The sequence below is a fragment of the Yoonia ponticola genome, from assembly GCF_014199395.1.
In the GTDB taxonomy this organism is placed as follows: Bacteria; Pseudomonadota; Alphaproteobacteria; order Rhodobacterales; family Rhodobacteraceae; genus Yoonia; species Yoonia ponticola.
This window is the reverse complement of the sequence record NZ_JACIJM010000001.1, coordinates 20,137-32,952: the sequence shown is the minus strand read 5'-3', so window position 1 is coordinate 32,952 and position 12,816 is coordinate 20,137. Positions and strand designations below refer to the sequence as shown.

The following is a 12,816-nucleotide window of genomic DNA, read 5'->3' as shown; positions in this document are numbered from 1 at the left end:
TTTAGGATGCCTTCTGCGATGGTGTGAGTAATATTGCGCTATGCTCTGTGATGACCTGCAGCACGCCATCTAAATCCAATGCCGTTTCGCTATTGGGCCCACATACAATCGCCGCATGATCTGTAAGCGTTTCATCTGGAACAAAGGTGACACGCGCCAAGTCGAGATCATCGACAGCCAACTGAAACGCCTGAATCTGATCAGGCGGTAGTCGTATCGAAATTGGACCTGATGCGTCGCGCTCAATCGCCTCCAGAAGGACTGAGCAAAGTTGGGCATTAAACGCAGGGCTCAAAAGTGCCGGCAAAACAGCTTCAACGAGGGCTGTAACATACGAGTTCATTCCAGCCAAAAAATGTGCTTGGGCTTCTAAGTACCCAAAGTTCGCATCGTTTAACGACTCGGTTAGAGAGGCTCGAACGTGCGTTTGCTTTTCGGCCAACGCCATTTCTGCGGCCACCCACCCGTCGCGGTAACCATCATCATAAGAACCCACTGCTTTTTTATCAGTTGTTGAAGATCGTAACGAACCATCATCAAAACTCTCTAGGCTCAGTATCGCGCCCATCTATGCATCCTCCGTTCGCTCATGGTCATCCATCCAATTTTCTAAAATCTGCAGTGTTTCAGTTTCACGGTCGGAGATCATATTTTGCAATCGTGTGACGGGGTCCTCGGTCCCCCCAGCAGCCAACGTGCCGTTAGCCAAGGGTTCGGTATCGGGACCTTCGATCGACATCACATTGGGAGATGCAGAGATGAACTGCGATCCACCATCTGCGTTTGTCATATCGCCATCAACTGATCGCTCGCTAGGAGCAGATAACGCGGCGATATCAGCGCGAGGCGCGAGAATCGGTTTCACAACGAATAACCCCAACACCAACGCGACAGCGGCCAAAACGCCAATCTGAATGAGTTGCATCATATTGAGCGAAGACGTCGTTACACCTTCGGCGAACATTTCAGTGCCCAACTCAGGAACAGGTTCAAATGGCATCGCTCTAAGCGTGATTTGATCACCACGTTCCTCATCGAACCCAACTGCCGACGTCACGAGTTCCTGCAAGTCTGCCAACTCTTCGTCGGACCGGGCTTCTGACGTTGTCGTTCCATCAGCGCCGATTACGACCGCGTCATTAATCAAAACCGCGATGGTTAAACGCTTCACAGCCCCCGGTCCGCGATGAATTTCACGTTGCGTTTCCGAAACCTCAAAATTTGTTAGAGCTCGTGTTTCGCTGTTTTCATTGTTTGCAGCACCACCTCCCGCCGCATCACCATCAGGCAAATTGGACGCGACGGTCACGTCACCTCCGCGGGAATCCTCGGATTTTTCAGCGCTCTCTTGAACGTCTGTGCTAATTGCGACGCGACTGTCGGGATCAACGGTCCTCTCAGAAATGGTTTCCGAATCGGTTACCGTTTCCATCGTGACTTCGACGACCGCATTTCCAGCCCCCACTCGCGCAATCAAAAGGCGCTCCGCCCTCGCCCTAAGAACGTCAGCTCGTTCATTATCCGCCGCAGCCCCGGGCAGGTCATCAGCCCCAGACAACAATCCAGCCGTTGCATCTATTATCGCAACGTTTTCAGGAACTAACCCACTTACCGCCGAAGCAACGAGATACTGTAACGCTTTCACTTGGCTCGCAGAAATCACTCCGGTGGCAGATTGTACCGTAATTGCGGCGCTGGGTGCTTCGGTGCGTTGAAAGGTTCGCGTTGTTGACGTCGAGATGTGGACCCGCGCACTTCTAAACCGAGGATTAGCCACGATTGTTCGTGCTAATTCACCTTCTTTTGCTCGCCAATACGTCGCGTCGAACATTTGCGATGTGGTCGAAAATCCACTTAAATTGTCAAGAAGCTCGTACCCATCCCCCCCGCTCACCGGAAGTCCTTGGCCAGCAAGGACCAATCTAAGAGAATCACGCGCCGAAGCGTCAACATAGATCGCAGCACCTCTCACCTCATATAGCACACCTTGCTGATCTAGGGCAGCCAGGACGTCGCCGGCAGCACCGGCCTCCAATCCACCGAAAAGTAATGACATATCCTTTGATGTGGGCGACTGAACCAGCAACAGTACGACGAGAAAAACGCCAAGCGTCGACCCTATTGTCGCGATCCGTTGACCGAGGCCAAGTCGCCCCCACACATCGAGTAAATTCTGCACTTCAGTTCTCCGACACAAGAAAGGCTTTCTGCCTTCGATATGCCGACAGATTGGCCGGAAAGAATTAACATCAAGTTAGGTCTTCTTTGATTTAGTCGGCTCCATCGCAACAAAATGGATTCGCAATCATGGCAGACATAATCGAAACAGATGGACCGCCGATCAGGAAAAAATCAAAGCTGCCCTTGATCCTTGGCATCGTCCTATTGGTTGCGGGGGCAGCGGGTGGTTTTCTTGCAGCAAATTCTGGCATGATTGGTGGAACGGCAACGCCAACAAGTAGCGCCTCAACGCCGGACCACACCGCGAACCGAGAAACAGAAGAGCTAGCATTTGTGGCGCTAGACCCGATCATCGTTTCATTTTCAAGCGGTTCCAGCAGGCAACTGTTACGTTTCACGGCTCAACTCGAAGTAAAACCGTCTGCCGTCGCCGAAGTGGAGAAAATAAAACCGCGAATCGTGGATGTTTTAAACGGTTATTTAAGAGCTTTGGAAATAGACGATTTAGAAGCACCAGCTGCGCTCATCAAACTGCGGTCGCAAATGCTGCATAGGGTCAAGATCGTTGCAGGAGACGATCTAATTAATGATCTTCTCGTTATGGAATTTGTCTTAAACTAAGGGGTGCCAGAATGGCCTTCATCTCTGATATACTAATGTCTTCTGGCGCTTTTGGCGTTGCACTTTATTGCATCGTTTTGTCTCGTCGATTGAAGCGTTTCACCAATTTGGAGAGTGGCATTGGAAAAGCGATCAATACAATGTCTAAACAAATTCAAGATTTAGAGAATTCCCTTCAAAAAGCACAGATCACAGGAAGCGAATCGGTAAACCGGTTGAAAGAGGGAAGTGAACGTGCCGAAGCAGCGGGACGACACCTCGAGCTGTTAGTTGCCTCGTTACATAGCCTTCCAACCAATGAACGCCAGACTAAGACAGCGCCCGCAAATCCGTTCTTTGCACGACGTAACTTCGACTATGCGAGCGCAGAATGAAAAACTCAAAACAACGTCGAAATACAGTTAGTTCATTGCGAATACTTGCGTCAATTTTGTTGCTGTCCGGCACCATACGAATCACAAACCAAGGTAACGTCGCATTTGCACAAGATGCCGCGCCCGCGGATCAACCTTCAATAAGCGATGAGCATACTATCTTGAGCGTCCCGTTTGGAGACGACGCGATTGAGACAATACTTGCAGCACTTAAATCCCGCGAAGCGCGTTTGTTAGAACGAGAACAACAACTGGATGACTTGGACGACACTCTACGTGATGCGGAAGCTCGCGTAACTGAAAAGATAGCTGAACTGACTGAGATCGAAGCAAAACTTGCAGCAACATTAGCGCTAGCTGATAGCGCTGCCGAGAACGACCTTGCGCGATTGGCGACGGTTTATGAAAACATGAAACCGCGCGACACAGCCGCGCTCTTTTCTGAAATGGACCCTGGGTTTGCGGCTGGATTTCTAAGCTTGATGCAACCCGATGCAGCAGCATCAGTCATGACGGAGCTAGAACCACAGGTTGCACACACGATAAGCGTCATGTTGGCCGGACGAAATGCAAATGCATTTAACGTTCAATAATTCCATCCAAACCAAGAGCCAGAACTGTGAGACGAATGAATGGTCGGACTAATCGGTATTGTCATCATTTTTATAACCGTGTTCGGCGGATATCTACTCGCGGGTGGCAAAATGGGGATTATTCTAAAATCCTTACCATTTGAAATGATTATGATTGTCGGAGCTGCGGTTGGCGCATTTGTTATCAGCAACGATGGATCCGGAATAAAGCACACAGCCAAGGACATTGGAAAAGTATTCAAGGGTCCAACCTGGAAATCGACCGACTACAGCGACCTGCTATGTCTTCTTTTTGAGCTGCTACGTATTGCAAGGACCAATCCAGTCGAACTTGAGGTCCACATCGAAGATCCGTCAGATTCAGAAATCTTCAAGCGATACCCAAAGATACTGGCTGATGTCGAAGCGGTTGGGCTGATATGTGATACATTGAGATCCGGATCGATGAACTATGACGACCCTCACCAAGTGGAAGAGGTTTTAGAGAAACGGATCGAAGCCACACATCACCACAACATGCACTCAACACACGCTTTACAAAGTATCGCTGATGGGTTGCCAGCGCTGGGTATCGTAGCGGCAGTTCTTGGTATCATCAAGACAATGGGGTCGATTGATCAACCGCCTGAAGTCTTAGGAAAGTTAATTGGGGGCGCATTGGTCGGGACATTTCTTGGCGTATTCTTAGCTTACGGCCTAGTCGGACCGTTCGCCTTGCGCGTTGGCTCTGTAGTTGAAGAAGATGCGCACTTCTACCGCCTGATCCGCGAAGTTCTTGTTGCTAACCTACACCGCCACGCTCCCAATATCTGTATAGAAGTGGGTAGACAAAATACTCCAATGCAATTTCGCCCAAGTTTTACTGACCTTGAAGATGCTTTAAAAGCTTTAAAAAAGGACGCCTCTTAATGCGCCTGATTATAGTAGCGTTAAGCATGGCTTTACCCCAATGCCTATCCGCAGAAATTGTTCCTGTTGTCGCTGCTGAGCATGAAAGCTTTACACGTATTGTTGTCACTATCCCTCCTCAAACTGATTGGCGTTCAACTCAAGATGGATCGCTGTTAACACTCGAGCTACCTGAAAAATTGGTATTCGATTCAAAAAACACCTTTGATCAAGTTACCGATTTACGAATTTCATCGATATCATCTGAACGCCTTAAAAACGTTCTCGACATCCAGCTCGCGTGCGAGTGCAAGGGAACCGTTTTTTCCTACGAGGACGTTTATCTAGTTATTGACATTGGATATGATACCCCTGCTGCGGTCGGCGACACCTCGTATCAGCCTCGCGCCACGTTCGAGAGCTGGTGGAAGGACTCTGAGTTCGTGCCATTAACACATGGTCCTATAGCTCGGATCTCGCCTCCGACCTCGGAGGGATCTTTAACTAAAAACATATTTTCACCAAACCGTTTGGCACGAGAGATCTCATCCAGCACCGTGGCAGGCACAACAGAGTTACGAACGACCGCAGAAATAAATTCAGAAGTCCGCTTGGTGGAAATTACCAGACCTACTAGCGATTTCAACTTAAACATCGGTATGAGATCGAATACGAACGTCGACACAGAAGTATCTTCTAACTCTGAGGCTTTGCATTGCAACGAATTTCGATCTACAGAATTATTTTCTGCAAATTTAGCAAAGTTCGACTATGGCCGCATCGCAGAAGAACGGGAACACATCTTCACGTCCAATGGAGAGCCAAACGCTGAACACATCATACCCCTCGTCATTACCTATCAAAAACTAGGCTTTGGAAACGAAGCGGCTCAAATACTCGAATTAATCGATGGCCCCATTGGGGAAGTCGCATTACTGTCTGAGATTTCTCGCTTAATATCTTCACCATCTTCTAAACGAGAGTTTTGGAATTTATTCAGTGATTGTGATAATTCATTAAATTTCTGGTTGTTTCTACAAACCTCAAATCCTAACTCAGGTAACACGAACGCCGCCTCCATACTCTCTCAATTCAAATCTTTACCGGCCCCTTTGCAAAAAACACTTACAGGCCAGACCCACCGTCAATTAGTTCAGCACGGTTGGTTAGATGCAGCAGAAGAGTTAAATACATTCATGAAAGTTATCTATGAAGATCCAGAAAGATCTCCTCCTGACCCAGAGCGACGAACAACACTTAGAGAATTGCAACTGTCAAACATGGATGAACCAGAGCTTATTACAAAATCCCTGTCCTCATCCCTTCGCGTGCCCTCCGATATAAACCTAGTTGGCGCGTCAGAGGCCGTTCGATTCGAATATCAAAACACGTCGAATTGGGCAAAACTTCTTAGCGCCGAGATATCGACGAGTCTAGCTCTGAGGAATTTTTCGGATGCGCTTGATAAACTACGTGAACTAGCAGCCGAAAGCGTGTCTACTTCAGACGTCGAGCGCGAGGCAAATGCAGTATTTTCAGCCATCACAACCGACGCCTCGGATACAGACTTCCTAGCGTCGTATTTTGTCAGTCAGGAATGGCCACTTTCTCCAGCTACGACCGCTGCTTTAAAAAGCCGATTTATCGGGTTTGGCATCTCGGAATTAGATTTGGACGTTAATAATTTCACCGTTTCTGAAACGTTGCCGGATGGTTTCGGGACCGACGACACCATACCAAATATCCATACGCGGGACGGATCTGCATCAACCATGTCCAGCGGGCAATTTACTAGCTCGAACATCCGCTCACTACTCGAAGACTCCAAAGTTTTGAAAGAAACCATTTTAGGGCAGATGTCAGCACGCCCCAAAAGATATTTAAAACTGATTCCATAACTTTAGGTCCCTTAATGAACAGCAACTCCTCCCACACGACAATTGCCCTCGCCTTCGTTCTCATGGGCGTAATTTGCATCATGATTCTTCCAGTTCCATCTTGGGCTTTGGATATTGGACTCGCCGCCTCGTTTTCCTTGGCAATTCTCATGTTCACCGTGACACTTTTCATTCAAAGACCATTAGATTTTTCCGCTTTTCCAACTATCCTACTTGGCTCACTAATATTACGCCTATCGCTCAATATCGCCTCAACGAAATTGATTATCGGGAATGGACACACGGGCACCGGCGCCGCTGGCAACGTCATTGAAGGATTTGCAATGTTCGTTATGAGGGGGAATATTGCCTTAGGATTAGTTGTCTTTTGCGTCTTATTGATGGTTAACTTTCTTGTTATTAACAAGGGCGCGACTCGCATGGCCGAGGTCGGTGCACGATTTGCGCTGGACGCCATGCCAGGGAAGCAAATGGCGATTGATAGCGACCTTGCATCTGGAGCCATTTCCCACGAGCAAGCCAAAGAACGTCGTGAAAAAGAACAAGCCGAAACAACTTTCTTCGGATCACTAGATGGCGCGTCAAAGTTTGTCAAAGGCGACGCTATTGCTGGACTTTTAATTACTGCGTTAAATTTATTTTTCGGTTTAGCTATCGGCTTTTTTAGTCACGATATGCCGCTTAGCGAAGGATTTGCCACGTATTCAATTTTGACTGTCGGCGATGGTCTAGTGTCGCAAATCCCCGCCGTTCTTATTTCTATTGCATCAGCCTTACTGCTGGCACGTGGTGGCACAACTGGAGCCACAGACGTAACCGTCGTTGATCAACTTGGGAAGCACCCGGCTGCGTTGATCTCTGTTTCGATTTTGATGGTGTTTTTCGCATTGGTTCCTGGCCTTCCATTTTTACCATTCATGGCAGGGGCCATGGTTCTTGGAGTGGCGGGAGCGGCTAGGTTCAGGATTATAAAGCGAGCAGTGGGTGATCCGAAATCTGATCATGACAAGGTTGTAGCCGAGCCCGTGACATCGTCTATTTCAAGCTTATTGGAAACTGATATCATCCATATCGACTTCGCCACAGATCTCACCCCGATGGCCTTGGATCGCGCGACAGGTCTTGACACGCGTATCGCCAACATTCGGAAGCATGTTGCAAGCGAATTTGGAATTCTTCTTCCTGAAGTACATCTCACGGACAATCCTATACTTGAGTCCGGCGAATATGTTATCAAACTACTTGGCGTAACGCATGGTCGGTATCATCTCAAACCGGACCTACAACTTGTTCTAACCTCCAACTCCGAGGAGCTTGAATTAGAGGGTCAAAAAGTCACCGAACCTGTGTTCAACGCACCAGCGGTTTGGGTCTCAAAAAATGGAGCCGAGGAAGCCACACTTAACGGGTTAACGGTTGTGCGCCCTGAAGAAATTCTTGCAACTCACTTGCTGGAGGTGCTGAAGAAAAATTTCTCAAAAATCCTAAACATGTCCGCTTTACAAGAACGCCTTTCTGAAATGACAACTGTTCCCGACGAAAGGCGCGCAACTGCCAATAAAAAGTTGCTAGATACGATGATCCCCGAAAAAGTTTCATTAGAATTGCTTCACGCGACGGCACGCTCCCTGCTCGACGAGCACATTTCCATCAGGAATTTGCAACTGATCATTGAAGCAATCGCTGAAGGTCAACAATTTTCGAAGAACTGGGATAGTATCTATGAGCACGTCAGGAGCCGTTTAGGTTTTCAGATTCTGGACAAGATCAAGGACAAAGACAATAACCTGAATGTCGTTCAACTGGCGCAAGAGTGGGAGAAGGTGTTTGCCACCTACCAGTTAAATGGCGACGGGTTCAACCGAAGTGAAATTGCTTTGCCCCCGCCATTGCTGCAGGAATTACTCGAAAAGACATCAAAAGAAATTAACGATGTCGCTAGCACATCGACCCAAACAGCTATCATCACGACGAGTAAACGTCGTAAATTCATAAGTAGCATTTTGGCTGCGAAGGGTATTTCCAATCCTGTACTTTCATACGACGAAATAGATCAAAACGTATCGTTGAATTTAGTTGGCGTAATTCAACCTTGATCGATATCGTGACTCTAGTCAGCGTCTTTGGGATTGTGTCACTTGACAGCTTGGCACTCGTTTTTTGTCGAGTGGCTGCAGTTGCATTTCTACTGCCGGGCTTGTCTGCAAGCTATGTTCCACCGAGGTTCAAGCTCGCTCTAACCTTTGTGATAAGCATAACAATCTTCTCAGCGGTAACGAATTCGACGCCTCTTCCGCCGAATAGTTTTGAAACCCTCTCGATAATCATGGTCAAGGAAATCATCTTCGGTACCATCATTGGGTTTTCCATTCGCTTTGGGCTTTTTACGTTGCAAATCGCAGGCACCATCGTAGCGCAAGCTAGTTCAATAGCCCAAATATTTGGGGGGTCCGTTTCAAACGATGCGCAATCGACCATCAGCAACATCTTAACTATATCTGGCGTAACACTTCTTATGATATCGGGATTTTTGGATACATTTGTCCTTTTTCTTGTACAGTCTTACGATTGGTTACCTCTCAACAGTGCAATTGATGGGGCGTTGATCTTAGACATGATTGTGAATCTTATGGTAAGCAGTTATGCGCTTGCCTTTCAACTCGCACTACCATTTCTGGCGTTATCACTATTCTACAATTTCACCCTAGGTGCCATAAATCGTGCGATGCCACAGCTCTTAGTCAGTTTTGTTGGCGCTCCTGCCATAATCGCTGCCTCGATTGCGCTTCTTCTAATCGCGATTGAGCCAATTCTCAGCGAATGGAGATACGTCGCATTCGATTCTTTACCTATGCAACGGTATAAGTGAATGGACGACTCCGATGACAAGACCCATCAACCTTCAGAGAAAAAGCTTCAGGACGCCAGAGAAAAGGGCGAAATCGCGCGATCTCAAGAAATAGGAATTGCTCTGACATACCTGTCTCTCGCAGTTACGCTGTCCATATTTGGTGCTTCGATCTTTGAGAAACTGACATATTTACTTCGGAACTTCCTTGCTCCATCGACACTCATTGCACAAGCGAACACGGCACTATTGTCTCCTGAAATCTTCATTTCAATTGGCGCATCCATCTTGCCAATTTTCTTGGTACCCTTTGGCCTTGTTGCAATCATGATAGTTTTGCAACGATCCGCTATCTTTGTCGGCTCAAACATTACACCAAAGTTTAACAGAATATCTCCGGCCGCCGGTTTCAAGAAGAAGTTTGGCGTAAATGGGGTTTTTGAATTCCTCAAAAGCTTTACGAAACTGCTACTGTACGTGATTGCACTATTAGCGTTACTGATCCCGTTAATTGATCAGATTGCCGGACTATCGCTGCTCCAGCCGCAGATTGGCACAAAGTATATTTTCGACAAATGTTTGAGTCTGCTATTCATTGCCACGCTCATTTCAGTCACCTTGGCTATCGTAGATTACCTCTGGCAGCATGCCCAATTTATAAAAAAGAATATGATGTCTTTCCAGCAAATCAAGGACGAGCATCGAGAAGCTGAAGGCGACCCACACTTTAAAAATGCAAGGCGGCAACGGGCCATGGAGATTGCGTCCAACAGGATGATGCACGACGTCCCTAATGCTGATGTCGTCATCGTTAACCCTACCCATTACGCGGTCGCTCTGGCATGGGACCCACGCAAATCAAACGCACCAATCGTTCTGGCAAAGGGCATTGACGAGATTGCGCTAAAAATTCGGCAGATCGCAAATGAAAAGGGCATCCCCGTTCACGTGGATATCCCGACTGCGCGACAACTCGCGAGTACAGCGTCGATCGGGGATGAAATTCCTGTCGAGTTTTATGGGGCGGTTGCCGCTGCGATCAGGTTCGCGCAGTCCGCACAAAAACATTAGGAATTCATATGGCTCGCGGTATAGAGAAGCTCGTCACAATATCACGACTGAAGTACCTGCAAGATCAGAAGACTTGGTCACAACACTTGCAACGGCGTGACGACTTAGAAAAAATGATTCACAGGCTGGATGAGAGTCGAAACCTTAGCTCTCGCGATTCAGCGCAACCTCTGATGCAGAAGCAGTCCTTTCACTGGGGGCGATGGATCGATGACATGCAAGCAACGGTCAATGTGGAGCTTTTCACAGAAGTTGCGAAGGAAGACGCGACGCGCGAAAAACTTAAAGCATCCTTTGGACAGCACCTTGCAATCGAGGCGCTCGTTAAAAAACTTAAGTGAGTGCCCCGAACAACTGTAATTCCAAGGTCCGCGCGGCTGCCCTTCCAATTGGCTTTGCGGACATCAGGAACATTTTTCTCGTTAACACCATGGACTGCAATCGCTGTACTATATGATACTCTTTTTCCCTACCGACGCCTGCGCGTCCCGAGCAGGTTCGCAAGAAGTGGGACATGATGTCGTCTTTGCTGCTTGCGCAGGATGGCTGGCTGGTCCATTTTTACGTATTCGGGAGACATATCTGTAGATGTTACAAGAGCAAGGCGCCAGTTCCGCAAGCTATCTGACCACCAAAGAGGTGGCAGACATTTTGCGGGTGAAAGAACGTAAGGTCTACGATCTTGCGGCCGCAGGGGAAATTCCACACCGACGCATTACCGGTAAGCTGCTATTTCCACGCGGGGAACTGCTTGACTGGATCGAGACGGGTAGCGCACCTGCGGCGGCTGAACGTCCCGTCGTTTTGACAGGATCACACGACCCGCTATTGGATTGGGCCGTTCGCGAATGTGGATCCGGCCTTGCGACACTGTTTAACGGTAGTCGCGATGGCTTGGACTGCTTTGCCGACGGGCGGGCTGCACTGGCGGGCTTGCATATCCCAGACAGTACGGGCTGGAATGTCGAACCGATTGCCGCGCGGGGATTGAAAAACGTTGTCTTGATCGCGTGGGCAAGTCGCGCGCGCGGATTGATTGTCTCGCAGAATGCAACCGCCTCAATCACTGACTTCGCCCACCTCAAAGGTAAACGTGTCGTGCTGCGTCAACCTGGAGCAGGCGGCGCTACATTTTTCGAAGATATGTTAAAGCGTGAAGGAATGAGCGCGACAGATTTGGAACTGGTGAGCGGGTTGGCCCATACGGAATATGACGCGGCGGTGGCTGTTGCCGCAGGACAAGCAGATGCCGCGACTGGCATCGAGGCCATGGCCCGTCAGTTCAATCTCGGCTTTGTGCCGCTGGCCGAAGAGCGCTTTGACCTGCTGATTGATCGCCACGCCTACTTTACAGAACCTGTGCAAAAGTTGTTGTCGTTTGCGCAAAGTACTGCGTGTCGCGAAAAGGCCGCGTCAATGGGCGGGTACGATCTGTCACAGATGGGCACAGTGCGCTGGCTGTCTGAATGAAATTCAGTCGAAAGGCGCACTACTACGCAGCGCGCCTTAATCGATTATTAGTTCGCGTTCGGGAAAAACAACTGTTGCCCGTCGATCTTGTAGTCAGCAATCGTGGCTTGTCCTTCTTCGGATAGCACCCAATCGATAAACGCTTGCCCCTGCTCGGCCTTCACATTGCTATGCTTTTCAGGGTTCACAAGAATGATGCCGTATTGGTTGAACATCTTCGCGTCGCCCTCGACTGCGATCTCATAATCGCCTTTGTTGCCAAAGCTGATCCAGGTGGCCCGGTCCGTCATAATGTAAGCATTCATGCCCGTGCCAGTGTTCAAAGTAGCCCCCATACCGGACCCGGTTTCGCGGTACCAACCACCCGATGCCGCATCGACGTCAACGCCAGCGTCGGCCCACAGGTTCAACTCGGCTTTATGTGTCCCGCTGTCGTCACCGCGTGATGCGAATGGTGCTTCGACTTCAGCGATTTGGGCGAGTGCTACGGCGATATCGGACGACCCGGCGACGCCCGCTGGATCGGAAGGAGGTCCTACGATCACAAAGTCGTTGTACATGACGTCACTGCGGCTGACGCCATCACCATCTGCAACGAATGCTTCTTCAGAGGCTTTTGCGTGAACGAACAACACGTCCCCGTCGCCATTGGCTGCATTTTTGATCGCTTGGCCTGTGCCGACCGCGACGACGCGTACTTCGACGCCTGTTTCGTCTTGGAATTTCGGCAGCATATAGTCGAACAAGCCAGAATTTTGGGTCGATGTTGTGGATTGCACGATGATGAAATCATTTTGTGCGGCCGCGGGTCCAGAGAGACCCAGCGCCAAAAGGCCTGTGGCTGCAAAGCCAAAGAAATTACATCTGAACAT

General features: G+C 48.9%; 13 protein-coding genes. 10 read left to right on the top strand and 3 right to left on the bottom strand.

Annotated elements, in window-relative coordinates; all coding sequences use genetic code 11:
- Position 1 precedes the first annotated feature (1 nt).
- Together FHS72_RS00150 and fliF are read right to left on the bottom strand one after the other, a co-directional pair.
- The gene (locus FHS72_RS00150; RefSeq protein WP_183523753.1) at positions 2 to 568 is read right to left on the bottom strand and encodes a FliH/SctL family protein; all 567 of its coding nucleotides are present in this window, start codon (positions 566 to 568) and stop codon (positions 2 to 4) included.
- The gene (fliF, locus tag FHS72_RS00145) at positions 569 to 2,161 is read right to left on the bottom strand and encodes a flagellar basal-body MS-ring/collar protein FliF (RefSeq protein WP_343042642.1); all 1,593 of its coding nucleotides are present in this window, start codon (positions 2,159 to 2,161) and stop codon (positions 569 to 571) included.
- 146 nt (positions 2,162 to 2,307) lie between these two features.
- Between fliF and FHS72_RS00140 the strand changes: the two genes are divergently transcribed.
- The 10 genes from FHS72_RS00140 (at position 2,308) to FHS72_RS00095 (ending at position 11,944) form a co-directional block, all read left to right on the top strand.
- Positions 2,308 to 2,802 carry a flagellar basal body-associated FliL family protein gene (locus FHS72_RS00140; RefSeq protein WP_183523748.1) on the top strand — a complete coding sequence of 165 codons (495 nt, stop codon included), beginning with the start codon at positions 2,308 to 2,310 and terminating at the stop codon, positions 2,800 to 2,802.
- A gap of 11 nt (positions 2,803 to 2,813) precedes the next feature.
- On the top strand, positions 2,814 to 3,176 hold the full coding sequence (locus tag FHS72_RS00135) for a hypothetical protein (RefSeq protein WP_183523745.1): 363 nt from the start codon (positions 2,814 to 2,816) through the stop codon (positions 3,174 to 3,176).
- A complete protein-coding gene (locus tag FHS72_RS00130; RefSeq protein WP_183523742.1) occupies positions 3,173 to 3,769 on the top strand; it encodes a MotE family protein in 597 nt (198 codons plus the stop codon). Before FHS72_RS00135 ends, FHS72_RS00130 begins: the two co-directional genes overlap by 4 nt.
- Positions 3,770 to 3,808: 39 nt before the next feature.
- Positions 3,809 to 4,678, top strand: coding sequence for a flagellar motor stator protein MotA (motA, locus tag FHS72_RS00125; RefSeq protein WP_183523739.1), 870 nt, complete (start codon positions 3,809 to 3,811; stop codon positions 4,676 to 4,678).
- Entirely contained in the window at positions 4,678 to 6,555 is a 1,878-nt protein-coding gene (locus FHS72_RS00120; RefSeq protein WP_183523736.1) for a hypothetical protein, read from the top strand. The genes motA and FHS72_RS00120 overlap by 1 nt, the downstream gene beginning before the upstream one ends.
- A gap of 14 nt (positions 6,556 to 6,569) precedes the next feature.
- Entirely contained in the window at positions 6,570 to 8,651 is a 2,082-nt protein-coding gene (locus FHS72_RS00115; protein WP_183523733.1) for a flagellar biosynthesis protein FlhA, read from the top strand.
- A complete protein-coding gene (locus tag FHS72_RS00110; protein WP_183523730.1) occupies positions 8,648 to 9,424 on the top strand; it encodes a flagellar biosynthetic protein FliR in 777 nt (258 codons plus the stop codon). Before FHS72_RS00115 ends, FHS72_RS00110 begins: the two co-directional genes overlap by 4 nt.
- A complete protein-coding gene (locus FHS72_RS00105) occupies positions 9,425 to 10,474 on the top strand; it encodes an EscU/YscU/HrcU family type III secretion system export apparatus switch protein (RefSeq protein WP_183523726.1) in 1,050 nt (349 codons plus the stop codon).
- A gap of 8 nt (positions 10,475 to 10,482) precedes the next feature.
- Positions 10,483 to 10,815, top strand: a complete 333-nt coding sequence (locus FHS72_RS00100) for a hypothetical protein (RefSeq protein ID WP_183523722.1) — start codon at positions 10,483 to 10,485, stop codon at positions 10,813 to 10,815.
- Positions 10,816 to 11,062: 247 nt separating this feature from the next.
- A complete protein-coding gene (locus tag FHS72_RS00095) occupies positions 11,063 to 11,944 on the top strand; it encodes a helix-turn-helix transcriptional regulator (RefSeq protein WP_183523719.1) in 882 nt (293 codons plus the stop codon).
- Between the two features lie 47 nt (positions 11,945 to 11,991).
- Here FHS72_RS00095 and FHS72_RS00090 read toward each other — a convergent pair whose 3' ends face one another.
- A complete protein-coding gene (locus FHS72_RS00090) occupies positions 11,992 to 12,816 on the bottom strand; it encodes an ABC transporter substrate-binding protein (protein WP_183523716.1) in 825 nt (274 codons plus the stop codon).

Bases quoted from the DNA above. Each gene is read 5' to 3' on its own strand.
- FHS72_RS00140 (WP_183523748.1), top strand. From the start codon at position 2,308: ATGGCAGACATAATCGAAACAGATGGACCGCCGATCAGGAAAAAATCA.
- FHS72_RS00130 (WP_183523742.1), top strand. From the start codon at position 3,173: ATGAAAAACTCAAAACAACGTCGAAATACAGTTAGTTCATTGCGAATA.
- FHS72_RS00105 (WP_183523726.1), top strand. From the start codon at position 9,425: ATGGACGACTCCGATGACAAGACCCATCAACCTTCAGAGAAAAAGCTT.
- FHS72_RS00090 (WP_183523716.1), bottom strand. From the start codon at position 12,816: ATGTTCAGATGTAATTTCTTTGGCTTTGCAGCCACAGGCCTTTTGGCG.
- FHS72_RS00100 (WP_183523722.1), top strand. From the start codon at position 10,483: ATGGCTCGCGGTATAGAGAAGCTCGTCACAATATCACGACTGAAGTAC.
- FHS72_RS00150 (WP_183523753.1), bottom strand. From the start codon at position 568: ATGGGCGCGATACTGAGCCTAGAGAGTTTTGATGATGGTTCGTTACGA.
- FHS72_RS00120 (WP_183523736.1), top strand. From the start codon at position 4,678: ATGCGCCTGATTATAGTAGCGTTAAGCATGGCTTTACCCCAATGCCTA.
- motA (WP_183523739.1), top strand. From the start codon at position 3,809: ATGGTCGGACTAATCGGTATTGTCATCATTTTTATAACCGTGTTCGGC.
- FHS72_RS00115 (WP_183523733.1), top strand. From the start codon at position 6,570: ATGAACAGCAACTCCTCCCACACGACAATTGCCCTCGCCTTCGTTCTC.
- FHS72_RS00135 (WP_183523745.1), top strand. From the start codon at position 2,814: ATGGCCTTCATCTCTGATATACTAATGTCTTCTGGCGCTTTTGGCGTT.
- FHS72_RS00095 (WP_183523719.1), top strand. From the start codon at position 11,063: ATGTTACAAGAGCAAGGCGCCAGTTCCGCAAGCTATCTGACCACCAAA.